Origin of the sequence: Blautia sp. 1001283B150304_161114_C9 (assembly GCF_015668165.1) — a bacterium.
GTDB classification, from domain to species: domain Bacteria; phylum Bacillota; class Clostridia; order Lachnospirales; family Lachnospiraceae; genus Blautia_A; species Blautia_A wexlerae.
Map to the genome: position 1 here is coordinate 48,925 of NZ_JADPGO010000003.1, position 25,861 is coordinate 74,785.

The 25,861-nt window shown below is 39.7% G+C and carries 20 protein-coding genes and 1 pseudogene; 19 read left to right on the plus strand and 2 right to left on the minus strand.

All coding sequences use genetic code 11. The features are described 5' to 3' along the window. Positions 1-11: 11 nt before the first annotated feature. The 4 genes from I4V44_RS02330 to I4V44_RS02345 all read left to right on the plus strand — a co-directional run bounded on the left by I4V44_RS02330 (position 12) and on the right by I4V44_RS02345 (position 5,004). On the plus strand, positions 12-1,658 hold the full coding sequence (locus I4V44_RS02330) for a glycoside hydrolase family 43 protein (RefSeq protein ID WP_119241497.1): 1,647 nt from the start codon (positions 12-14) through the stop codon (positions 1,656-1,658). Between the two features lie 257 nt (positions 1,659-1,915). After that, the gene (locus I4V44_RS02335; protein WP_196002259.1) at positions 1,916-2,299 is read left to right on the plus strand and encodes a DUF3783 domain-containing protein; all 384 of its coding nucleotides are present in this window, start codon (positions 1,916-1,918) and stop codon (positions 2,297-2,299) included. Positions 2,300-2,595: 296 nt separating this feature from the next. Further along, positions 2,596-3,741: a glycerate kinase family protein gene (locus I4V44_RS02340; protein ID WP_118566376.1), complete on the plus strand. Its 1,146-nt coding sequence runs from the start codon at positions 2,596-2,598 to the stop codon at positions 3,739-3,741. A gap of 3 nt (positions 3,742-3,744) precedes the next feature. Further along, the gene (locus tag I4V44_RS02345; protein WP_118568923.1) at positions 3,745-5,004 is read left to right on the plus strand and encodes a GntP family permease; all 1,260 of its coding nucleotides are present in this window, start codon (positions 3,745-3,747) and stop codon (positions 5,002-5,004) included. A gap of 18 nt (positions 5,005-5,022) precedes the next feature. Here the strand turns inward: I4V44_RS02345 and I4V44_RS02350 are convergent, their stop codons facing one another. Further along, positions 5,023-6,102, minus strand: coding sequence for a CdaR family transcriptional regulator (locus tag I4V44_RS02350; protein WP_196002260.1), 1,080 nt, complete (start codon positions 6,100-6,102; stop codon positions 5,023-5,025). Between the two features lie 527 nt (positions 6,103-6,629). Between I4V44_RS02350 and I4V44_RS02355 the strand changes: the two genes are divergently transcribed. From I4V44_RS02355 to I4V44_RS02420, 15 genes and pseudogenes are all read left to right on the plus strand, one after another. Next, positions 6,630-7,562, plus strand: coding sequence for a LysR family transcriptional regulator (locus tag I4V44_RS02355; protein WP_118136207.1), 933 nt, complete (start codon positions 6,630-6,632; stop codon positions 7,560-7,562). A gap of 10 nt (positions 7,563-7,572) precedes the next feature. After that, positions 7,573-8,307, plus strand: coding sequence for a FadR/GntR family transcriptional regulator (locus tag I4V44_RS02360; RefSeq protein ID WP_118136205.1), 735 nt, complete (start codon positions 7,573-7,575; stop codon positions 8,305-8,307). A 375-nt stretch (positions 8,308-8,682) separates the two neighbouring features. After that, positions 8,683-9,146 (plus strand): annotated as a pseudogene (locus I4V44_RS18455) (GntP family permease); the annotation flags it as partial. Positions 9,147-9,206: 60 nt separating this feature from the next. Then, complete coding sequence (locus tag I4V44_RS18460) at positions 9,207-9,542, plus strand: GntT/GntP/DsdX family permease (protein WP_330584142.1); 336 nt, start codon at positions 9,207-9,209, stop codon at positions 9,540-9,542. Positions 9,543-9,676: 134 nt separating this feature from the next. Further along, complete coding sequence (gene ilvD, locus I4V44_RS02370; protein WP_196002261.1) at positions 9,677-11,422, plus strand: dihydroxy-acid dehydratase; 1,746 nt, start codon at positions 9,677-9,679, stop codon at positions 11,420-11,422. A 30-nt stretch (positions 11,423-11,452) separates the two neighbouring features. Beyond that, positions 11,453-12,523, plus strand: a complete 1,071-nt coding sequence (locus I4V44_RS02375) for a sugar kinase (protein WP_196002262.1) — start codon at positions 11,453-11,455, stop codon at positions 12,521-12,523. Between the two features lie 13 nt (positions 12,524-12,536). Then, positions 12,537-13,178: a bifunctional 4-hydroxy-2-oxoglutarate aldolase/2-dehydro-3-deoxy-phosphogluconate aldolase gene (locus I4V44_RS02380; RefSeq protein WP_196002263.1), complete on the plus strand. Its 642-nt coding sequence runs from the start codon at positions 12,537-12,539 to the stop codon at positions 13,176-13,178. Positions 13,179-13,539: 361 nt separating this feature from the next. Next, positions 13,540-14,334 (plus strand): helix-turn-helix domain-containing protein, encoded by a 795-nt coding sequence (locus I4V44_RS02385; protein WP_173700956.1) that lies wholly within the window; start codon positions 13,540-13,542, stop codon positions 14,332-14,334. Between the two features lie 112 nt (positions 14,335-14,446). Next, complete coding sequence (locus I4V44_RS02390; RefSeq protein WP_118408575.1) at positions 14,447-16,525, plus strand: beta-galactosidase; 2,079 nt, start codon at positions 14,447-14,449, stop codon at positions 16,523-16,525. Between the two features lie 247 nt (positions 16,526-16,772). Beyond that, positions 16,773-18,083: an ABC transporter substrate-binding protein gene (locus I4V44_RS02395; protein ID WP_118408577.1), complete on the plus strand. Its 1,311-nt coding sequence runs from the start codon at positions 16,773-16,775 to the stop codon at positions 18,081-18,083. Between the two features lie 73 nt (positions 18,084-18,156). Next, positions 18,157-19,035, plus strand: a complete 879-nt coding sequence (locus I4V44_RS02400; RefSeq protein ID WP_008705221.1) for a carbohydrate ABC transporter permease — start codon at positions 18,157-18,159, stop codon at positions 19,033-19,035. A gap of 13 nt (positions 19,036-19,048) precedes the next feature. Further along, positions 19,049-19,885 (plus strand): carbohydrate ABC transporter permease, encoded by an 837-nt coding sequence (locus I4V44_RS02405; RefSeq protein WP_118408579.1) that lies wholly within the window; start codon positions 19,049-19,051, stop codon positions 19,883-19,885. A gap of 75 nt (positions 19,886-19,960) precedes the next feature. Beyond that, entirely contained in the window at positions 19,961-20,791 is an 831-nt protein-coding gene (locus tag I4V44_RS02410; RefSeq protein ID WP_118408581.1) for a response regulator transcription factor, read from the plus strand. Positions 20,792-20,849: 58 nt separating this feature from the next. Continuing rightward, positions 20,850-22,580, plus strand: coding sequence for a sensor histidine kinase (locus tag I4V44_RS02415; RefSeq protein ID WP_196002264.1), 1,731 nt, complete (start codon positions 20,850-20,852; stop codon positions 22,578-22,580). A gap of 22 nt (positions 22,581-22,602) precedes the next feature. After that, entirely contained in the window at positions 22,603-24,660 is a 2,058-nt protein-coding gene (locus I4V44_RS02420) for a beta-galactosidase (RefSeq protein ID WP_243099403.1), read from the plus strand. A gap of 279 nt (positions 24,661-24,939) precedes the next feature. Here the strand turns inward: I4V44_RS02420 and I4V44_RS02425 are convergent, their stop codons facing one another. Continuing rightward, complete coding sequence (locus I4V44_RS02425; protein WP_196002265.1) at positions 24,940-25,836, minus strand: helix-turn-helix domain-containing protein; 897 nt, start codon at positions 25,834-25,836, stop codon at positions 24,940-24,942. Between the last annotated feature and the right edge of the window lie 25 nt (positions 25,837-25,861).

Below are 25,861 nucleotides of genomic sequence, written 5' to 3' on the forward strand. Positions count from 1 at the left end.
AGGAAAATATAATGATAAAAAATCCAATACTTCCGGGATTTAATCCGGATCCATGCATTTGCCGCAAAGGCGATGATTATTATATGGCAGTTTCTACCTTTGAATGGTTCCCTGGAATCCCCATTTATCATTCCAGAGATCTGAAAAACTGGGAGCTATATACACATGTGCTGACAGATGATGAAGAAGTAGATCTGAAGAAACTTCCCAGTGCCAAGGGAATCTGGGCGCCATGTCTGACTTACTGTGAAGCAGAGGATATGTTTTATGTAGTTTATGGTGTAATGAATTCCATGAATGCCAGATATTTTGATGTAGACAATTTCCTGATCTGCTCCAGAGACATTAAAGGTCCATGGAGCAAACCTGTTTATCTGCATTCTTCCGGATTTGATGCGTCTTTATTTCATGATACCAACGGAAAGAAGTATATTGTTTCGCTGGAATGGGAAACAAGAGAAGGATATGAAAAACCAGGTGCAATCTGTATGGTGGAATATTCTCCGGAAAATCAGGAAATTGTAGGATATCCAAAAAGAATCTGGAGAGGCGGTACAGACAGAGGCTGCATCGAAGCTCCTCATCTGACAAAGCGCGGAGAGTATTATTATATTATGTGTGCGGAAGGCGGTACAGGATATAACCACTGTGTTACTATGGGGCGTTCCAAAAATGTCTGGGGTCCATATGAAAAAGATCCGAAGAATCCTATTGTGACCAGTGTACCCGGAGAATCCTATGAGAGACAGGATCCGGATCATCTGAAGCCGAAGTATTATAATCCGGATTCTGTTCTTCAGAAGTCCGGACATGGAAGCTACGTTGAGCTTCCTACCGGTGAGGTGTATCTGGTACATCTCTGCGCCAGACCTTTTGTACCGGAACTGCGCTGTACTCTGGGGAGAGAAACTGCAATCCAGAAAATGATGTGGACAGAGGATAACTGGCTGCGTATGGCAGATGACAGTAATCTTGCAAAGCTGGAAGTACCTGAGAGTTCTCTGCCGGAATATCCTGTGGAGAAAACACCGGATTTTGATGATTTTGACGGGGATGAGCTTGGCAATTTCTATTATTCACCCCGCATTATGCCTCAGAGATTTGCCGATGTAAAAGCAAGAAAAGGTTACGTCCGTATTCGGGGGCAGGAGTCAAGGACTTCTCTGAATAGAGTCAGCATTCTTGCAAGAAAGCTGACCAGTGTTTATGCAAGAATTACCACAAAGATGGAATTTGTGCCGGAAGTTCACCAGCACAGTGCAGGATTGATCCTGTATTATGACAATATGAACTATATCAATCTTCGCAAATATTACAGTGAAACTCTGGGACAGAGTGCATTGTCCATTATCCATCTGGAAAATGGTGTGAAAACAGAATTTCTGAATACAAGAATCCCAGTAGAGGATAAGCCCATTTATCTGCGCCTTTATATCGAAGGAAGAAAATCCTGGTTTGAGTGGAGCTATGATGGGGAAAGTTATGAGAAGATTGGACGTATTTTTGATACTACAAGATTTTCGGATGAGTATTGTAAATACGGTGAATTCACAGGAACTATGGTAGGCATTACCTGCGCAGACCGTGTGCTTCATAAGAAATGCGCTGATTTTGATTTCTTTGAGTATAAAGCGGATGAAAGCCGCATGGTGGAGTAATGTAAAAATAATTGTAACACAGAAAAACAGGCATCGATGAAACAGATATCGAAGCCTGTTTTTCTGCGTTGCCGGAAATTATTTTGTAATATTCCTGTGACATAAAAAGTCCTATGCAGGCTATTATGATTGTCAGGTGCAGGTGAAGAGGGTATAATAGTTGTAATTATTTAACCAAATCAAGGAAGTCTCTGCTTCAATTGTAAAGAGCAATAAGTAGTAGGTGGGGACTTACTTGTATCAGAAGGAGTGTTTATATGAAACCAACTATTTTATTAATAAATTTTCAGGATCAGCAGAAGCTTCGCAAGTTAAAGATGGCATTACTGCCTTTTAAGATACGTTTAAAAACTGTAGAAACTCAGGACTATAGTCAGCCAATCGGATATCTGGCAGGAGTGAAGGGGGTTTCTCAGGTGCAGATTCCATCAGCGCTGATCTCTCAGGAGCAGATGGAGAAGGAAATGCTGATCCTTGCAGGAATCACGGGGAATCTGTTTGACCAGGTGCTCTATACTTTACGCAAAGCAGGAACACCTGTGGATTACAAGGCGGTTCTGACGGAGCATAATCAGAACTGGAACTGTATGCAACTTTATAAAGAACTGGAGAAAGAACATAATATGTATCATCCGTCTTAAATGAATGAAACAGAAAGCCCAAACGCTGTGTATCCTGCGGTGTCTATGTGACTAAGTGTCCTACCAGAAGCGAGAAGAAATATTGCTGCCTTACTTCATAAAAATTACTCCATAATGTTCCTGTAATACGTCTGATTATCACATAATTGTAAATGGTATGTATAACAATAAAACACATAGAATATATATAAATATGTTACATGTAATATATCAATCTAATCTCTAAACCGCTATACTAAATGTATGCTGAAATTGTATAAAAATGAATACAAAGAGAAAAATCAAAGGAGAAAAAAATGAAAGCAGTAATCGCAATTGATTCTCTAAAAGGAAGTCTGAGTTCCATGGAAGCAGGATATGCTGCTGCTGACGGAATCCGCAGAGTTCATGGTCAGGATGCAGAAATTATAGTAAGACCACTGGCTGATGGCGGGGAAGGCACAGTGGAAGCACTGGTGAGTGGTATGAATGGTATCATACAGAATGTGATGGTTACAGGTCCGCTTGGAACGCCGGTGAATTGTGAATATGGAATCATTGAAAGCAGTCATACCGCTGTGATTGAAATGTCAGGTGCGGCAGGTATCACACTTGTTCCTGATGAAAAACGAAATCCACTTTACACTACAACTTATGGTGTGGGAGAAGTGATTAAAGATGCTATTTCCAAAGGCTGCCGCCGGTTTATTGTAGGAATTGGAGGAAGTGCTACCAATGATGGTGGAATTGGAATGCTTCAGGCATTGGGATATGGTTTTCTTGATAAAGAAGGAAAACAGGTTCCTTTTGGTGCCAGAGGACTGGAGGTACTGGAGGAGATTACCGATACATATGTACTGCCTGAACTGGCAGAATGTGAATTTCGTGTTGCCTGTGATGTAACAAATATTCTCTGTGGAGAGGAAGGATGCAGTGCAGTATTCGGACCGCAGAAAGGGGCAACCCCCTCTATGATTATGCAGATGGATAAATGGCTGGAAAAATATGCCGCACTTGCAGAGAAAAAATGCACAAAGATCAATGCCAACCAGGCAGGTACGGGTGCAGCAGGAGGCCTGGGATTTGCATTTTTGAGTTTTACCAATGCAGTTCTAGAGTCTGGGATTAAGATTGTGCTGGAAGAAACTTCTCTGGAAAAATATATGGAAAATGCTGACATTGTGATTACAGGAGAAGGCAGACTGGATGGTCAGACTGCCATGGGAAAAGCACCTGTAGGTGTGGCACGTCTGGCAAAGAAGCATAACATTCCTGTGACTGCTTTTGCAGGAAGTGTTACAAAAGAGGCCATTGCCTGCAATCAGAACGGAATTGATGCATTTTTCCCGATTTTAAGAGGAGTAACTACTCTGGAAGATGCTATGAAACCGGAAAATGCAAAGGCTAACATGGCGGATACGGTAGAACAGGTATTTCGTCTGCTGAACATAAGGAGGAAATAAAGAATGGATTATAGTTTTACAACCATAGGTGCTCTGATTGGAATGGCAGTTGCGATTATTCTGATCATAAAAAAAGTTCAGCCCGCTTATAGCCTGATTTTTGGTGCTCTTATTGGCGGAGTAATCGGAAGTGGAAATCTGATATTGACTGTCGATACTATGGTAAGTGGAGCGCAGAGTATGATTTCTTCTGTACTGAGAATTATGACTTCCGGTATTCTGGCGGGAACTCTTATTAAAACCGGAGCTGCGGAAAAAATTGCAGAAGTAATTGTACAGAAATTGGGAGAGAAACGAGCCCTTATTGCTGTTGCGGCTGCAACAATGGTAATATGTGCAGTAGGTGTTTTTGTGGATATTTCAGTTATTACAGTAGCACCTATTGCACTGGCGATTGGAAAAAAAGCAGGATATAATAAAGCTTCTCTTCTTTTGGCAATGATTGGTGGAGGAAAAGCAGGAAATATTATTTCTCCAAACCCAAATACAATTGCTGTTTCTGAAGCGTTCCAGGTTGATCTTACATCTCTGATGATAAAAAATATTATTCCGGCAGTTTGTGCATTAATTGTAACTGTAATTATTGCAACAATACTGTCAAAAAAAGCAGGAACGATGGTTAGTGATCAGGATTTGGAAAAACATGCAGACAATAAAAAACTTCCAACTTTTATTCAGGCATTTGCAGGTCCGCTGACAGTTATTATACTTTTGGCACTGCGTCCGATATTTTCTATTGTAATTGATCCATTGATCGCCCTTCCACTTGGCGGTCTGGTGTGTGCAATTGCATGTGGAAGCCTGGTACAATTCCGTGAGTTTGCAGAATTTGGTCTTAGTAAGGTGGCAGGAGTATCTATTCTTCTTATTGGAACAGGAACTATTGCAGGAATCATTAAAGCATCTGCTTTACAGTATGATGTGATTTCTCTATTGGAAATGATGAAGATGCCGGCATTTATTCTTGCGCCGATTGCAGGTATTCTGATGGCAGGAGCTACTGCATCTACTACAGCCGGTGCGACCATTGCGTCTCAGACTTTTGCACAAACACTGTTAAATGCAGGAATTCCGGCTATTTCTGCAGGAGCTATGATTCATGCCGGTGCAACAGTAATCGATTCTCTGCCGCATGGTTCTTTTTTCCACGCGACAGGTGGTTCTGTAGGAATGAATATTAAGGAAAGAATGAAATTGATTCCGTTTGAGGCATGTATTGGTCTTACGAGTACAATTGTGGCGGTAATTGTGTATCTGATATAAAGATATCAAATCCTGATACTACAGTTTCCCAGCCAGGTACAGAAGAACGGCATCTTTAAATCTACGTGGATTCAGCCCGGTTTTTCTGTAGATATGATTGAGTTTGTATTGAAGTGTGTTTTTGTGTAAAAAAAGCTTTTCACAGGTATTATGCAGAGACATATCCTGATCAAAATAGGTGGTTATAATTTTGAGTTCTTCTCCGGTAAGATTTGTAATAGTCCGGGAGAGGAACTCTTCTTTTTCTTGTTTCCCTGATCCGGAGAGAAGGAGTTCCAGCGTGAGATTATCATACATTACAAAATTTTTATCAGGATTAGTTATGCTTTTCAAAGCCGTCACAGCGGAAGAATAAGATTCTGCCAGCTGATAGATGGAAGTGCTCTTTCCAACTGCGATTTTCAGAAGCTTCTGCTGTTCTGCGGAAAACTGCTTTAGTATAAAGGATTTTCTGTCAAAAAGTTCAGAATCTGCAACTGCCAGATACTCATCTGGATAATGAAAGGCATATAAATTCAGAGGAAAAATGGAAAACATCTGAGTTACTTTCTGTTCCAGAAGTGAAAAATTAGCCATATTATATCTTGCATTTATCTGTAGCAATATGAGTCGTTTGGAAGTTTGAACATCTACAGAAAACTCTGCCAGGAGACTCTGGATATATTCCATATTGAGATTCTGATTACGAATCAGAGAATCGATGATATACTGACGCTTATCATTTTGATTACGGCTGATCATATTCAGCTCCTGTTCGCGGATTAGAAGATTGGTGATGCGTTCTGCCAGATGGGCATATTTTCTCACGGTATCTGGTTCACCGGTAATACCGATCACAGCCAGTAAAGACTGGTTATGGTAAACCGGCATATTAATCCCTTTCTGACTGCCGTAGAAGCTATTGTCAGAAGATACTTCGATAGTATTTCCTGTGGCTGCAGCTTTCTGCCCGATTTCGTGGAAAGTTCCAACTCTTTCCGGATTAGTGCTGGCAAAAATAATCCCGGACTGATCAATAAAATTAACATCCTGGCCGCATACGTCTTTTACAGTATTGACAATCTGTGTAGCAAGGGAGTGATCTATTTTTATCTGCATGATAATTTCTCCATTATATGAATTCTTCAGGGAATTGTGCTGTCTATTGATATTGTATCCTATATGTGTTTAGGATACAATTGTTAGTTTTTATCATTGCCGGTTTCTTACAGACTGATAAAAACAAAAAACTTGAGGTACATAGTAAACTGTAATTTTATGTTTCCCTTTTGTAGAAATTGCAATGTTGAGAAACCTGAGAAGATATAGTAAAATTATTGCAGTAACTATTTATGCCACTGGTAGTGTCACAAATAGGAAAATAATTATATGGGTAAAATGAAATCAATTTATAGCAATCCTATGAAATAATGCATCTTAATCCAGCCCATCAGAGTGTGAAATCCTGCGTCAGATATCTTTGCCGTGCGTCAGCACGCCTGCAGATATCTTCCTTGTCTTTCGCACTCTGCTGAACTGTCTTAAATGCATTATTTACGAGGATTGCTATAGCAGAATTGTCTCAGATGAATTATTTATGAGGATTGCTATAGAAAAAAATTAATGGTATATAAGGGAGAAACCATATGACACTAACACAGATGAATTATATCATCACAATTTCCGAAACTGGTTCATTAAATAAAGCTGCGGAGGCGTTGTATATTTCCCAGCCTTCTCTGACCAATGCTGTGAAGGAGCTGGAGAAGGAGCTTGGAATCATTATATTCAACCGTAGCGGCCGTGGTGTGACGCTGACCAATGACGGGACAGAATTTCTGATGTATGCCCGTCAGATATATGGACAGTATGAGAGTGTGGTTGAGAAATACAGTGAGGGTGGTTCCTATAAGAAGAAGTTCGGCGTTTCCACCCAGCATTATTCTTTTGCAGTGAAAGCATTCGTGGATATGGTGCAGAAGTTTGATGTGTCAGAATATGAATTTGCCATCAGGGAGACAAAGACTGCAGATGTGATCAGTGACGTCAGCACTATGAAAAGCGAGGTGGGAGTACTTTATCTCAGTGATTTCAACAGAAAGGCACTGTTAAAGCTTCTCCACTCTGCGAATCTGGAGTTTCATCATTTGATTGACTGTCAGGCATATGTATATTTGTGGAAAAATCATCCACTGGCAAATGAGAAATCTATCAGCTACAGCCAGCTAGCTAAATACCCCTGCTTGTCCTTCGAACAGGGAGATAAGAGCAGTTTTTATCTGTCAGAGGAGATTCTGTCTACCAATGAATATTCCAGAACAGTCAAGGCTTCAGACCGAGCGACTATGCTGAATCTGATGGTAGGACTCAATGGCTATACCCTGTGTTCAGGGATTATCTGTGAGGAGCTTAATGGCAGTGATTATCTGGCAATTCCCTTCGAAGGGGATGAGCAGAACCAGAACAGCGACATGGAGATTGGCTATATTACTAGAAAGAATTCAATCCTCAGTAAGGTGGGGAATCTGTATGTCTCTTCACTGAAGAAATATCTGGAGCAGAATACTTCTTTTTCATAAGGAGAAAACAATGAGTCAGAAAAAAGTACAGATAAAAAAGACTCTTGGTCAGCAAACCGAGGATCAGCTAATGAAGTACATCTTAGATAATCAAATTGCAATTGGTGAGAAAATTCCAAATGAATTTGAGCTTGCTGGGATATTTGATGTAGGAAGAAGTACAATTCGTGAGGCTGTGAAGGGGCTGGTAAGCCGTGGGATTCTGGAAGTGCGGCGTGGAGACGGAACTTATGTGATCAGTACAGTTTATATGGAGAATGATGTTCTGGGATTTGGGCAGATAAAAGACAGATATCAGCTGGCATTAGATCTTTTTGATGTCCGTCTGATGATTGAACCGGAGATTGTCACATGGGCATGTAGAAAGGCAACGAAGGAACAGATTGCGAAACTTCGTGAATTATGTAATGAAGTTGAGAGGCTATACAAGCAAGGGTATAATCATATCCAGAAAGATATAGAATTCCATAGTTATCTGGCGAAACTCAGTGGAAATATGGTAGTAGAGCGTCTGATCCCTGTAATCAATACATCAGTTGTGATATTTGCCAATATCACATACAGAACTCTGATGCAGGAAACTCTGGAAACACACAGGGCAATTGTTAACTCTATTGAACATAAAGATCCTGTAGGGGCAAAATGTGCCATGAATATGCACCTGACCTATAACCGGCAGGTAATCATGGAATTTCTGGAAAAAAAGAAAAAAGTAAGAAAAAATCATGAACCAGATGATATATAAGTACATCTGCTATTAATCAATCAAACAAGAATAATAATGTAAATACATCAGACGTATTGAATGTTATAAAAACGTTTTTTAATGAAAGATAGTAAAAATATACAAAAAACAGGCGGTGAACAAGGAAAAATCACCGCCTGTTTTTGTCGTTTTGCAGAAAAAAATATACATACGTCATATGTATTGAAAGCTGAAAATCCAATTGTTATAGTGTAGCCATGATCAAGCAAGGCGCCGGAAATATAAAAATAGTTACAACACATATTCATCAGGAGGAATTTATAATGAGTGACTTTGTTGCTTCTCCAGAAAGGCTGATTACAGGTGCGCTTCTGGGATTTGCTGTATTGTAAAGTACAACCTTTTATCGCGATCATGTCATCTGCGCTGATCATAGGTCTGGTGGCAGGAATGCCATTCGACATGATTACAGATACATTAGCGGAAGGTGTTGGTACAACTCTGCAGACAATTGCGATTCTGATTGGTCTGGGCTTTATGTTTGGAGCGATTCTACAGGTATCTGGTGGTGTGGAAGTCATTGCGGACACACTGTTAAAGGTATTTGGTGAGAAAAAGTTCCGTGGGCACTTGGAATCACTGGTCTGATCGTTGGAATGCCCGTATTTTTTGAATCCGGACTTCTGATTCTGATCCCGGTTGCATTTGGTATTGCGCGAAAAACAGGAAAATCAGTATTCTGTTATTCTATCCCATTACTGGCGGGCCTTGCGATTGGTCATGCTTTTGTACCACCGACACCGGGACCGGTTCTGGTGGCAGAGATGCTGAATGTAGAACTTAGTTATGTTATTATTCTTGGAATTATTATTGGAATCCCGGCAATGATCCTGGCAGGACCGGTGTTTGGAAAATTTGCCGGAAATAATATTCCGTTTATGAAACCGGCTCAGCTAGTGGTGGCATTTCTGGTAGCAGCGGCGGTCAGAGTGTCTGTTGGATCGGCTACAGTATCTATGACTATGGCAGCAGGTATCATCGCTTCCATGCCTATGGTTTCAGGTCTTTCACAGTTGCAGCTTGCAACACTTACTATCGCGATTGCAGCAGGAGGAACAGCCTTCAGCCATGTAAATGACTCCGGTTTCTGGCTTTCCAAATCTTTATTTGAAGTTGATGAAAAGACAAATCTGAAAACATGGACAGTGATGGAAACGATTGTTGGTTTAGTAGGAATTGTTGGAGCAACGATCGTATGGTTTATCGTTTCATAATAAAAAATTACCATATATATTTTAGCACATGTTTGAAAAATGCTCTGGTTATTTCGAAAATGATGTACTGGTGTACAAACAGGTTGATTTCTCGAATAATCTTACGTCTAAATTGCTTAGCAGGAGGAAAAATCATGAATTTAAAAAGTCAGGAAATGCGTAAATTAGCGCCGGAATTAGACCCATTAAGAATCGGAACAGGATGGAAAAAGGAAGATCTTGGGAAACCGCAGATTATGGTTGAAAGCACTTATGGTGACAGTCATCCGGGAAGCGGACATTTAAATATATTGGTAGAAGAAGTCAGAAAAGGTGTTGCAGAAGCCGGAGGCTTTGGAGCGCGTTACTTCTGTACTGATATCTGCGACGGGGAAAGTCAGGGAACAGATGGAATTAATTACAGTCTGGCAAGCCGGGAAATGATTGCAAATATGATAGAGATTCATGCCAATGCGACTCCATTTGATGCAGGTGTCTATCTTTCCAGCTGTGATAAAGGAATGCCGGGAAATCTGATTGGGCTGGCAAGAGTCAATATTCCAGCCGTTGTTGTTCCTGGTGGAACAATGAATGCCGGACCAGAGATGCTTACTCTTGAACAGCTTGGCATGTACAGCGCGAAATATGAGAGAGGCGAAATTGATGAGGCAAAGCTGGACTGGGCTAAATGTAATGCATGTCCAAGCTGTGGAGCATGCTCTTTTATAGGAACTGCATCAACCATGCAGATTATGGCAGAAGCGTTAGGACTTGCACTTCCGGGAAGCGCATTAATGCCGGCAACCAGCCCGGATCTTCTGGCATATGCAAGAGAGGCCGGAAGACAGGCGGTGAAATTGGCGCAGACAGAGAATATGCGTCCAAGTGATATTGTGACAATGGAAAGTTTTGAAAATGCAATTCTGGTTCACGCAGCAATTTCAGGAAGTACAAACTGTCTTCTACATATTCCGGCAATCGCACATGAGTTTGGAATAGAAATTACAGGAGATACTTTTGACCGCCTTCACAGAAATGCAAGATATCTGTTAGATGTTCGTCCGGCTGGAAGATGGCCTGCAGAATGCTTCTATTATGCAGGAGGAGTTCCGGCCATCATGGAAGAAATTAAAGAACATCTGCATCTTGATGTAATGACGGTAACAGGAAAGACTCTTGGTGAAAATCTTGATGATCTGAAAAAGAACGGATTTTATGAGAAATGTGATAAATGGCTGCAGGAATTTAATCAGAGATATGGTATTAAAATTTCAAAAGAAGATATTATCCGTCCATATGACAAAGCCATTGGAACAGATGGAAGCATTGCAGTATTAAGAGGTAATCTTGCGCCTGAAGGTGCTGTTATCAAACATACGGCGTGTCCGAAAGAAATGTTCAAGTCGGTTCTTCGTGCGAGACCATTTGACAGTGAGGAAGAATGTCTGGATGCGGTTCTTAAACATAAAGTTCAGAAAGGTGATGCTGTCTTTATCCGTTATGAAGGACCAAAAGGAAGCGGAATGCCGGAAATGTTTTATACATCTGAGGCAATCAGCAGTGATAAAGAATTAGGAAAAAGTATCGCTCTGATCACAGATGGAAGATTCTCAGGAGCTTCAACAGGTCCGGTGATCGGACATTGCAGCCCTGAGGCAGTAGATGGCGGTCCTATCGCTCTGGTAAAAGAAGGCGATCTGATTGAAATTGATGTAATGGAGCGAAAACTGAATATCATTGGAATTGCCGGAGAGCGCAAAACAGCAGAAGAGATTGATGAGATACTAAAAGAAAGACGCAAAAACTGGAGACCAAGAGAGCCGAAATATAGAAAAGGGGTTTTGAGATTATTCAGTCAGCATGCGGCAAGTCCGATGAAGGGTGCATATCTGGAATATTGATCAAATGGGATATGAGAAAAGGAATTGATTATGTATCAGGAAGAAAATAGAAAACAAAGATTTATAACAATGGGTGAAATTATGCTGCGTCTGACTCCTCCTGACTGTGAAAAAATCCGGACGGCAGATTGTTTTGAAGCGAGATATGGAGGAAGTGAGGCGAATGTGGCATTGTCTCTGGCAAATCTTGGGATAGACAGCTCATACTTTACGGTTGTACCGGATAATAGCCTTGGAAAAAGTGCGATAAGAATGATGAAAAGTAATGATGTTGACTGTACACCTGTAATTTTCAGTAGATCTGAAGAAACTCCGACACATAGATTAGGAACATATTATCTGGAGACTGGGTATGGGATTCGTCCAAGTAAGGTCATTTATGACAGAAAACACAGTGCTTTTGATGAGTATGATTTTACTAAGGTCGATCTGGAAAAATTACTGGATGGCTATACCTGGCTGCATTTAAGTGGGATTACCCCTGCTTTGGGAGAGCGTTGCAGAAAAATGATCATAGACTGTCTGAAAATTGCAAAAAAGAATGGAATCACCGTCAGCTTTGATGGAAATTTCAGAAGTACATTATGGAGCTGGGAAGAGGCAAGAGAATTCTGTACAGCGTGTCTTCCGTATGTCGATGTTTTGATGGGAATAGAACCATATCACTTATGGAAAGACGAAAATAATTACAGTGCAGGAGACGTGAAGGATGATATCCCATTTCAGCCAGATTTAGAACAGCAAGAGATAGTCTTCAATGCATTTGTTAAAAGATATCCGAATCTGAAATGTATTGCCAGACATGTACGATATTCTCCAAGCTGTAGTGAAAACAGTCTGAAAGCATATCTGTGGTATGAGGGAAAGACTTATGAGAGCAGAAAACTGACATTTAATATTCTGGATCGTGTTGGCGGTGGGGATGCGTTTGTAAGTGGAATTATTTACGCACTTATGCAGAAATTTACTCCGGAAGATACCGTAAATTTCGGAGTGGCCAGCAGTGCGATCAAACATACACTTCATGGAGATGGAAACATTACCGATGATGTTTCACTGATCCGTCATGTGATGCAGATGAATTTTGATATTAAAAGATAAAGGGGCAGAGATTATGAAAACAATAGAAGAACAGTTTCAGAAATTAGGAGTAGTGCCGGTTGTTGTTCTGGAAGATAAAAAAGATGCGATTCCTTTAGCAAAGGCTCTGTCTGAGGGCGGACTTCCATGTGCGGAAGTAACATTCCGTACAGAGGCAGCGGCAGAAAGTATTCGTCTGATGTCAGAAACATATCCGGATATGCTGGTAGGAGCGGGAACTGTACTGACTACAGAGCAGGTAGATCTTGCAGTGAAATCTGGTGCAAAATTTATTGTAAGTCCAGGGTTTGACCCGGAAATTGTGGATTATTGCCTGAAAAAAAACATTCCGGTATTTCCTGGATGTATTTCCCCTTCAGAAGTTGCCCAGGCTGTAAAAAGAGGATTGAAAGTGGTTAAATTTTTCCCGGCAGAGCAGGCTGGTGGAATTGCCATGATAAAGGCAATGGCAGCACCATACCAGAACCTTAAATTTATGCCGACAGGAGGAATAAATACCGGAAATTTGAAAGACTATTTATCCTGTGATAAGATTCTGTGCTGTGGCGGAAGCTGGATGGTAAAGGGAGATATGATCAGAAACGGTGAATTTGATCAGATTCAGGTTATGGTAAAAGAAGCAAAGGAATTAGCGGATGAGATTCGCTTTAAATAAAATATATTAAAAATATTGGAGCCTTAGCTTTGGCTCTGATGTTATAAAATGTCGAAATAAGGAAAAACTCTCGTTTATGGAATATGATATGCGAGAGTTTTTTTGTTTGGCTGTTGAGAACAGTTATGAGTGAACAATAATCTTGTTTACTTTAACCGAATTAGCTGCGAAGCAGGTATTAAGTGACTTTTATATTCTTCTGTTATAGAATACAAGTAATGATGTTAGGGTCAAAAGGCATTTTGCCCCTAACTTGATATCTACGAATTGCTCCGCTGCAAAGCAGTTCCCGCAATTCTCAAAGTAATTATTGAGGTAAAAGGATATCTTATTATAGATATACAAGCAGGAGGAAATCAAAATGGGGTTACAATGCAATGATGAGATGCAGGAAGATGTAATGTCGGAAACAGATATTATAGAAGCAAAGGAACAAGTATCCAGTGTCATTTTTGAGCATCAGGAGCAGGAAATTCCTCATAATCCTTATGATCAGGAATTGCGCGAAATGGATAGTATTCGACGTGGTGATGTGGAAATGCTTAAACACAGTATGTCGGAAACCTATCGCGGGGAAATTGGGCAGCTGGCCAGAAATCCAGTCCGGCAGGCGAAGAATGTTGCTATCTGTGTTATCACCCTTGCTTCCCGTGCTGCTATCGATGGCGGAATGGTTCCGGAAGAGGCATTTTCTATGGTGGATGGATATATTTTAAAGATTGAGGACATGAATAATGCAGTAAAGATTAATTCCATGATGCGTCAGGCAGAATATGAGTTTGCAGAGCGTGTGGCAGAAATTCATAAGAACCAGCACAAAAATGAGCTGGTCGAACGGACAAAGAATTATATTTATCAGAATCTTCACAGTGAAATCGTAATAGGAGAAATCGGGCAGAAAATAGGAGTAAATACCAGCTACCTATCGGATCTTTTTCATAAGATTGAAGGGATTACCATACAGCAATATATCCGTAAAGAAAAAATACGTCTTGCCGAAAATATGCTTCGTTATTCTGATTATGAAGTAAAAGAGATTGCAAATTATCTTTCTTTCTGCTCACAGAGTTATTTCGGGAATATTTTCCGTCAGCAGACAGGAATGACACCTGCCAGATACAGAAAGAAATATGGAAAATGGAAAGAACAAAAATAAATGATATTCACCTAAAATAGATGATAGAATAATCCGCACGACTTGGTTAATATAAAGTTCATAAGAAATCAACAGCTAATTGGACAGATATTAACAGGAGGATATTATTATAATGAAGGAACTTCTTTTCGGAGCGGCATATTATGATGAATATATGCCATATGACCGTCTGCAGCAGGATGTTGCAATGATGAAAAAAGCAGGAATCAATACAGTAAGGATTGCAGAGTCTACATGGAGTACCTGTGAGCCGCAGGAGGGTGTGTTTGACTTTTCTCATGTAGAACGTGTAATGGACGCAATGGAAGAGGCAGGAATCAATGTCATCATTGGAACTCCTACTTATGCGATTCCTACATGGATGGTGAAGTCTCATCCGGATGTAATGGCAGAGACTGTAAATGGCAGAGGTATTTACGGAGCCCGTCAGATCATGGACATTACTCATCCGGTGTATCGTTTCTATGCAGAGCGTGTGATCCGTAAATTAATGGAGTGTACCGCACACAGAAAATGCGTTATTGGTTTTCAGGTAGACAATGAAACCAAATACTACGGAACAGCCGGAAAGAATGTGCAGGAGAAATTTGTGAAATATCTCCGCAGGAAATTTAATAATGATCTGGATGCCATGAATCATGAATTTGGTCTGGATTACTGGAGCAACCGCATCAATGCGTGGGAAGATTTCCCTGATGTGAGAGGAACGATCAATGGAAGCCTCGGAGCTGAATTTGAGAAGTTCCAGAGAACGCTGGTGGACGAATTCTTAAGCTGGCAGGCAGATATCGTAAATGAATACCGCAGAGAAGATCAGTTTATCACTCATAATTTTGACTTTGAATGGCGGGGATATTCCTATGGAGTACAGCCTGATGTAAACCATTACCATGCAGCGAAGGCACTGACGATTGCAGGCACAGATATTTATCATCCGACACAGGATGATCTGACAGGGGCAGAGATTGCATTTGGCGGTGATATGACACGTTCTTTAAAGAGAGATAACTATCTTGTTCTGGAAACAGAAGCTCAGGGTTATCCGGGATGGACTCCGTATAAGGGACAGCTCAGACTTCAGGGTTATAGTCACCTTGCAAGTGGTTCTAACAGCGTAATGTACTGGCATTGGCATTCTATTCATAATTCTTTTGAGACATACTGGAAGGGACTTCTCAGTCATGACATGCAGGAGAATGCACCGTATCGCGAAGCATGTATTATGGGCAAGGAATTCTCAGAAATTGGAAGTCATCTGGTGAATCTGAAGAAGAAAAATGATGTCGCTATCCTTGTAAGTAATGAGGCATTAACGGCTCTCAAGTGGTTCGGAATCGAAGCAACTGCGGCAGGAAATAATGGCATTGGATACAATGATGTTGTTCGCTGGATTTATGATGCACTGTATCAGATGAATATTGAGTGTGACTTCGTATGGCCGGAATCTGATAATCTGGAACAGTATAAAGCAATCTTTGTCCCGGCACTCTATGCAGCACCAGATGAACTTCTGGAAAGACTGAAACAGTATGTGGCAGATGGTGGTACGTTGGTGGCAACATTTAAAACTGCATTTGCGAATGAGAATATTAAGGTAAGTCATGAAATGCAGCCGCATATTTTAAGTAACTGCTTCGGAATCAACTATCAGCAGTTTACCTTCCCGAAGAATGTCGGACTGACTGGAAGTATTATCCGAGAAAGTGGTGCAGATGAAGCAGATAAGAAAAATGAAACAAAAGAAAATATTGAGACTGAAGAAAATACAGATGTGCCTGCAACAGCTAAAGTATTCATGGAATTATTAATGCCACAGGAAGCAGAAGTTCTGGCATCTTATGATCATTATAATTGGAAAGAATATGCAGCAATCACTAAGAATCATTATGAAAAAGGAACTGCCATCTACATTGGTTGCATGACAGATGACAACACTTTAAAAGCAGTGATCACAGAAGCACTTAGGAGCGTTGAGGTAGAGCTTCCGGAATACAGATGGCCGGTGATCGTAAGAAAAGGAACCAACGATCTGGGAAAATGTGTCAGATATATCCTGAACTATTCCGCAGAAGAACAGAAAGTTTCTTATTATGGCAAAAATGGTACAGAGTTGTTATCAGGAGAATCTGTACAGGATGGAGAAAGCATCACGGTTTCACCATGGAATATAAAAATTGTTGAAGAAGCATAAGATATAGGTAATGTAAAACACAGGGAGATTTTTCTTATAGATATTCCTGTGTTTTATATTGCCTTTAAATATTGATATTATATTGTGCAAAAACTATAAAAGACAAAAAAATAACAAATGAATGACAAAAAAAACAAACAAAAAGGACATAATTCTTTCTTTAAATGAAGGTGAAAATTGATAAAATATTCTTATAGAAAACACAGAGATATATACAAATATCACAATCAGGGAGGAAAGAAATAAGATGAAAAAATTTACAGTGTGTTTACTGATCGGTGCAATGGCTGCAAGTATGCTTACCGGCTGTGGAAGCAATGGTGGAAGTTCTGATTCTTCAGACTCAAAAGCAGACAGCAGTTCAGAAACAATGACTATTATGATGAACGGTTCTGATTCAGATGCATTTATGGAAGGATACCGTAAGATCGTTGATGGATTTAATGAGTCCAACGAGTATGGAGTAAAGGTAGAAATTCAGAACATAACCAACGCTGACTATAAGACAAAACTGACAACAATGATGGCTTCTGACTCTGAACCAGATATTATCTTTACATGGCCACTTGGATATCTTGAAAACTTTGTAAATGGTGATAAGGTCATCAGCATTCAGAAATATCTGGATGAAGACGAGGACTGGAAAAATAGTTTCAATGGAGGTATTTTAGATCCTTTAACATATGATGGCGAAGTATATGCAATCCCAACTCAGCAGAGTACAGCTATCATGTATTATAACAAAGCAATTTTTGATAAATATGGTCTTGAAGTTCCGACTACATATGATGAGTATGTGCAGATATGCGACACATTAAAAGAAAATGGAGTTACACCTGTTGCATTAGCTTCTACAGCGGATGATGCATGGCTTGTATCTCAGTATATCCAGCAGCTGAGTGATGGAATTAAAGGCGAGGATCTATTCAACTCTATAAAAGACGGCACAGGAAAATGGAACGATGAAGGTATGGTTGAAGCTGGTAAACTGTTCCAGGAAGAAGTTAATAAAGGATATTTCGAAGATGGATTTACCGGAGTATCAAGAGAAGAGGCACAGTTACAATTTGCAAATGGACAGACAGCGATGTACTTCAACGGATGTTGGGAAATCTCCAATCTGGATAAGAAAGAGAATGCTGCAGAAGCAGAAAATATTAGTTGCTTCTTAATGCCGGCAGTAAATGAAGAATATGCAGGTGTAGAAGTTGGTTCTGTTGATACTTCTTATGCGATTACTAAGAACTGCAAGAATGTAGATGCTGCAGTAGCGCTGTTAAAATATATGACAAACGAAGAATCAACTTCTTTATTACTTTATGATTATGGACGTACCCCAAGTACAAACTTTGATATCGACAATTCAAAATTAACACCGCTGTGTGCAGATTTCATAAATCTTCTGGGAGATGTAAAGGTACAGACACCATGGTTTGACCGTGTAGATACTGATCTTGGAAATGAATTTAACAATACAACAATTGGAATTGCAAACGGTGATGATGTGCAGGAAGCATTTGATACCCTGCAGTCTTATGCAGAAAGCAAGAGTAAATAAACAGATTGTTAAATAAACTGGCGGAACCTGAGATTTTACATCGGGTTTCGCTTGTTAAAAGGGAGAGTTGTCTATGAATAAAGTAATGGGTAATAAGAAAACCATAGCACTTTTTGTATTGCCTGCATTTATTATTTATGCAATCTTTGCATTAGCTCCTATCTTTTATAATGTGTATCTTTCATTATTTGATACAGACCTGATGTCAAAGATGAATTTTGTAGGAATCAAAAATTATCTGAGTCTTTTCAGTGATAAAACATTTAAACATGCATTTGGAAATAATATTCTGATGGTTGTTGGATCTTTGGTGGCACATATGCCATTAGCAATGTTCTTTGGTAATGCAATCTTCAAAAAAATCAAAGGTGCATCATTTTTCCAGACTGTATTTTTCCTTCCATGTGTAATCTGTGGCGTAGCAGTTGGTCTTACATGGACATTCGTTTACAATGGTAACTATGGTCTTTTGAATGGATTCTTAAAGGCAATCGGACTTGGCGGTCTGCAGCAGATGTGGCTGGCTAACAAAGAGACAGCAATGCTTTGTATCATTATTGTTATCATGTGGCAGTATGTTGGTTATCATATGGTAATTCAGCTGGCTGCAATGAGAAATATTGATTCTTCTTTCTATGAGGCTGCTGAGATTGATGGTGCTACGGGCTGGCAGCAGTTTAAGTACATCACATTTCCGCTTATCAAACCAATCCTGAAAATTGACGCGGTTCTGATTATTACAGGTTCTCTGAAATATTACGATCTGGTTGCTGTTATGACTTCAGGTGGACCAAACCATGCAACAGAGGTTATGTCTACATATATGTATTATCAGTCATTTAATATTCTGAATTATGGATACGCCAGTGCAATCGGTGTTGTCTTAATGTTACTGTGTATATTATCTGTAGGAATTTCCAACAGAGTATTCAAGACAGACGAAACAGTGTAGGAGGTGTTGGAAAATGAAGAGAAGTGCCTCAGAAAATATATGGCTCGTTATTAAATATGTATTGCTGATCGGGTTTACGATTCTTTGTGTCTACCCTCTTGTATGGCTGTTTTTGGCATCATTTAAAACGAATGCTGAATTGTATACGAATACATGGGGATTACCGGAACAGTGGTCAATGACAAACTATGTAAATGCAGTTGTAAAAGGTGGTGTATTCAGATACTTTGGAAACTCAGTTATTATTGCTGTTTCTGTGGTTCTGGTTACTGTAATCCTTGCAACAATGGCATCTTATGCAATTGCCAGAATGCATTGGAAGCTTGCAAACCTTACACATAGTATTTTCCTTTTAGGAATGATGATTCCTATTTATGCTCTGGTAATTCCTCTGTTCTCTATTTTTAAGGGGATGGGGCTTCTGGATACACATCTTGCTGTTATTATTCCGCAGATTGCTGTAGGATTTCCGATGGCCATTTTCATTATCTGCGGATTTATGAGAAGTATTCCGACAGAACTTGAAGAGGCAGCAATTATTGACGGATGTACGGTATTTCAGTGTTTCTTTAAGATTATCCTGCCAATAGCAAAATCTTCAGTTGTAACAGTTGCAGTCGTTCAGTTTATCAATGTGTGGAATGATCTTCTGTTGCCGAGAATTTTCCTCACGGACAGTTCAAAAATGACGCTGCCGGTAGGACTTACCAACTTCCAGGCGATGTATTCTACAGACTATGTAGGTATGATCGCGGCAGTTATTATTACAATTATTCCTAGCATTGTAGTTTATATTTTATTACATAAGCAAATTATGGAAGGTATGGTTGCAGGTGCTGTAAAAGGATGATATGATTCAGAAAAAGAAATCGCTGCTTCTTATATGGGGCAGTGATTCTTTGAATCAGGAAAAGGTGGTAATGTTATGAATTTGTTGATTGCAGATGATGAGGCTGTAATTCGCAGGGGACTGCTGAGTCTTGACTGGAAATCAATAGGAATTACAGATGTGTATTCGGTTGCAAATGGAGTAGAAGCGAAAGAACTTTTGTTGAGCACATCGATAGATCTGGTTATTTTTGATATCAGAATGCCCGGTTTCAGTGGACTGGAACTGGCGCAGATGGTGAAAGAACGGTCTATGGATGTGGCCGTTGTACTTTTATCTGGATTTTCAGAATTCGAATATGCAAGATCGGCAATGCGATATGGTGTATATGAATATCTGCTTAAACCGGTTTCTCCAAATGAACTGATGGAAACAATGCATAACGTTATGCACCGTCTGGAACAGAAAAGATTTGAACAGAAGTTATTAAGCCAGAAGGATGAATTTGGGGAAAAGCATGATGCGGTATCGCAGGTAAACAGTCTTTTTGTACAGTCATCCGGTGCAATCAAATCGATTCTGACTGATATCGCGCAGAATTATGAGCAGAATATTTCTTTGGCAGATCTGGCTGAGAAGTATCATTTTTCAGAGAGTTATATTTCACGTAAGATTAAGAAAGAAACAGGCTATACTTTTGTGGATATTCTAAACGGGATTCGTCTGATGTGTGCTGCGAGTCTTCTTAAAACAGGTGAAAAGATAAGCGATGTGTGTGAAAAAACAGGATTTAATGACCAGCATTATTTTTCACAATTGTTTAAGAAAACATTTGGATGTACGCCGTCAAATTATAGAAATGAAAATGGTGAAAATTTCCCGGGACTTTATGAAATACTGAATAGTAAATCAGGAAATGGAAAGTGATATGAGAAGGCGCGATAAATTAAAACAAACTGGTGTTTTAAAAACAAATGGAAGTTTGATGAATAAGATTTTTAAAGTCTATATGCTGTTAATGTTTGTCTCATGTGTTGTTCTGCTGGTTGTTTTCGGAATTCGTTTTTCCAGTGTTTATAACTCACAGGCAAGATCACATATGAACGATGTTACTGTAGCAGCAGAAACAGGATTGGAAGAAAGAATCAGCCAGATTGATCAGCTCTCTGTGTCGATTCTGATCAATAACAGTGTGCAAAAGAACTTAAAAGAAATCAATTATCAGACACTGGTGAATCCGGAAAATACATCCTTTCAAACTGAAAAAGCAGCGATTTCCAGTGAAATCCGAGGAAGTGTTTTTAATGTCTCGGGAATTGTTTCGGCCAGGATTTTTTCTCTGGATAATGTGGAAATTGTAATAGGAACCTCTGGTAAAAGAATCAAAGCAGATGATATTACAAAAGAAAAAATCTATGACCAAAATGGAGGGACACTGTGGGCAGACGATGAAGAAAATGGAATGATTGGGTTATATCGTGCCATTCTAAGTGTTGATGATTTTAAACCTATCGGATATATGATTATTGAGTGTAAAAATTCATATTTCAGTGAAAAACTTCAATCTGTTCCCAGCACGTATAAAAATCGTTTTTACCTTTTGAATAATGATATGGACATTATCGTATCCAGTGAGAAAAATATGTGTGGAAATTCTTTTCCACTGGAAACGAGAGACTTTAAGAATGTAAAAATTGTCAAGGATCCCAGTACAGGAGAGAATAGCTATTTTACATATCAGTATGTGAATAATGGATGGCTTCTGGTTTCCACTATCAATGTGGGACAGTTGTGGAAGAATATAGGAATTGCACTGGTGAGTGTACTTATTACGTTTGGAATCGTGCTTTTGGTTTCTCTGATAATAATGAGATATGCTGCCAGAGTTATGGTAAAACCGACAAAGAAACTGGTAGATAGTATGACTGCATATCAGGAAGGAAACTTTGATTCCCGATTCAAGGTGGAAAGTCAGGATGAGATCAGCCAGATTGGTATGGTTTATAACCAGATGGCGGATAAGGTACAGAATCTGATAGAGAAGAATTATACGCTGGAAATTGCAAACAGAGAGGCTGAGATTGAATTTCTGAAAATGCAGATCAACCCTCATTTTCTGTATAACTGCCTGGATACGATAAGCTGGCTTGGTTTTTCAAATGGAAACAGTGAAATAACGGATCTGGCAGTTGCTCTGGGAAAATTTCTCCGGGCAAGTATCAAAAGGGAAGACTATTATACGGTAAAACAGGAAATGGAGGTTGTAGATAACTATTTATTTATCCAGAAATACAGGTTTGGAGACAAAATAGAGATCAGACATAATATTCCTGATGAAGTGCTGAATTTCTATATACCAAGCTTTATCATTCAGCCGGTTATAGAAAACAGTATTGTACATGGTCTGGAAGAACAGATTGAAAAAGGAATCCTGTGGATCAACATTCAGCTATGTAATAACAAATATCTTCAGTTTAATCTGACGGATAATGGAAAAGGCATGGATGAAGAGCAGTTAAAACAGGTCATTCAGAATTATAGTGATAAAAACAAAAAAAGCAGTATTGGATTGAGTAATGTATATCGAAGGTTGAATTTGCTATATGGAGAAGCATGTGAATTTCATGTGACAAGTGTAGCGGGAGAAGGAACAGAGGTGACTTTCAGGATTCCTGTAATGCAGGTACCTGGCAATCATACTCTGAATGAAACATAAATGTTTAGTGGAGGACATGACAATGAATGCAAAACAGAACTACAAATGGAACGAACTGACAATGGGAACCTGTTATTATCCGGAACACTGGGATAAGAAACTCTGGGCAGATGATCTTGACAGAATGAAGAAGACCGGAATTTCTGTGATCCGTATTGCAGAGTTTGCATGGAGCAAAGTAGAGCCGGAGGAAGGTGTTTTTACCTATGATTTCTTTGATGAATTTCTGGACCTATGCAGTGAAAAGCAGATGAAAGTTATCTTCGGAACACCTACAGCAACTCCTCCTGCATGGCTGACAGAGAAATATCCGGAAGTCTTAAATGCACGGAAAGATGGTGTGCTTCTCAGACATGGAGGAAGAAGACATTATAATTATAACTCACCGGTTTATCAGAGACTTTGTGCAAGGGTTGTGGAGAGAGAAGCTGCTCATTATGCGAAACATCCGGCAATCGTGGGATGGCAGATTGATAATGAAATCAACTGTGAAGTGGATGAGTTTTATTCAGAGGCAGATTCTGTTGCGTTTCGTGAATTTCTCAGAAAACAGTATGGAACTCTGGAGAAATTAAATGAAGCATGGGGAACTACCTTCTGGAATCAGACTTATACAGCATGGGATCAGATTTATGTTCTGCGCCCGGTTTTAACTCGGGGAATTAATCCTCATCAGCATCTGGATTATATCAGATTTATTTCAGAGAGTGCCCGTCATTTCTGTAAAATGCAGGCAGAGATTATCAAAAAATATGTAAAACCGGGAGACTATATCACAACAAATGGTAAATTCTGGAATCTCGACAATCATAAAATGGAGAAAGAGTCTCTTGATGTTTATTGTTATGATTCTTATCCGGATTTTGCATTTGGTCTGGATCGTGATCCGCTGCACAGTGATGATCTGAATGATCGTAAATGGTCTCATAATCTCGCAGAGATACGTTCTATTTGCCCTCATTTTGGAATTATGGAACAGCAGTCCGGTGGAAATGGCTGGACAACCAGAATGGAAGCACCGTCTCCGCGTCCGGGACAGTTAACTCTCTGGGCAATGCAGAGTGTAGCTCATGGTGCTGATTATATTTCTTTCTTCCGCTGGAGAACCTGTACATTTGGTACAGAAATCTACTGGCATGGAATTTTGGATTATGATAATCGCGAGAATCGTAAATACAGAGAGGTTCAGGATTTCTATAAGAAGTTAAAAGCAATTGACGGTGTATGCAATTCAGAATATAAAGCAGCATTTGCAATCGTTAAGGATTATGATAATGAATGGGATACTTCTGTAGATGTATGGCATAACAGAGTAGCAGGAGCAAGCGAACAGGGAATCTTTAAAGCTGCTCAGTTGACACATACACCATATGACATTGTATATCTGCAGGAGGACAGTGAACTTACAGATCTGACGAAATATCCGGTACTGTTTTATGCACATCCGGTTCTGATCAGTGAAGAACGCGTGAAACTTTTGAAAGAATATATTGAGCAGGGCGGAACATTGGTTATCGGATGCCGTTCAGGTTATAAAGATATGAATGGTAAATGTGTGATGCTTCCACAGCCGGGGCTGCTGGCAGAACTTACCGGTACAGATGTACGTGATTTTACATTTACAAGTCCTGCAGAAGACGAGGTATTTGCAGAGTTTAGCGATAAGAAAATACCAATGCCAGTATTTAATGATATCATTACACCGCTGGAAGGCACAAAAACACTGGCCGTCTATGGAAACAGTTATTATGAAGGAAATTCTGCGCTTACCTGCCATGCAGTTGGCAAAGGACAGGTACTCCATCTGGGTGCAACTTTCAATAAGGAAAATACTGAAGCATTGTTTGATTATCTGAAGATTAAAGAGCCATTTAAAGAATATATTGAAGCTCCGGAAACAGCGGAAGTGATTATGCGTGAGAAGGATGGAGAGAAATACATTTTTGTATTAAACTACCAGGCTGAAAAGATTGAATATACACTTCAGAAACCAATGATCGCACTTTATGATAAAACAGAAGCAACAGGAAGATGTACACTTCCTGCATTTGGAACTGCTGTGTATAAAGTAATAAAATAAAAAGTATTTCGAGAGTTACCGAAAGAATATAAAGACGGGGACTGACTAAAAACTGCTATAGAAACAAGAATGATATATTTGGTTTGTTATTCAAAGAAACATATATCAGGAAATGTTTGATATAGCAGTTTTTATTTGTCTGTGTATATGACAGGAAGGATAATCTTGGTAATTTTTATCAGGCAGTTTTTTGATAGATTATTCCCCAAGTAATTTCACATAACGTGCCTGATGATGAACGGCAGGAAGAAATTTATTTAATTCCTTTCGTATGTTGTATTATTCTTTTTTGGTGTTTTGTTTCCTGTACTTCTGCGGGCTGCAGCCCTTCACTCTGGAGAATACCTTGGCATAGTAGTTGGAGTCTGTGAAGCCGGATTTCTGGGCGACTTCCATGATGCTGTCATCGGAGCTGAGGAGAAATTCAAGGCTCCGTTCCACCCGGTATTCCTGCAGAAATGTAAACAGGGATACGTTCATGTATCTCTTGAATAACCGGCTGCATTCGCTCTCGCAGAGGTGGATTTCCTCTGCGATATCTTTCATCTGGATTTTGTTCATGTAATTGTGTTCCAGATAATCCATGATTTCACGCATACGGTTGCGTTCCAGTTTGCTGTGTTCCGTATAGGGGAGGTTCTCTGGAAGATTCTGCAGCATACAGCGCCACAGCTTCTGCAGCGTTCCGGTGATATCCAGTTCGTAAAATTCTTTTTTCTCTTCATACAGAGTTATGATTTCTCTTACATATTCAGAAAAAACTTCATGCCAGGGCTGCGAATAGTCAATGTAGACTGCAGGAAGGGAGAAATTGTGTAAAAATGGCTCCACATATTTCCTGCGCAGGATACTTCCGTAGGAACCATAGATAATCTTTGGCAGAAAAGTGATGGAAACATATTTGCCGTCTTTCATATCTTCCATGAAGCCTGCGTGGAGTACATTGGCATTTCCCAGAAGGATATCTCCTGCTTTCATGTGGTAAGTACACTGGTTTACTTTATAGAGAATCTGTCCATCCAGGACAAGGGTGATTTCTATCTCAGGATGCCAGTGCCAGAGAAAGGAGCCGGATTTGTAGCCGGAAAGTTTCTCGTAGCTTACCAGCAGCGGAAATTCATCACTGCCATGTTTCTTCAGTTCTTTCTGTGAGCCGTCGGTTATGATCTCTGCCATTATATATGCGTCCTCCATTGAGAAT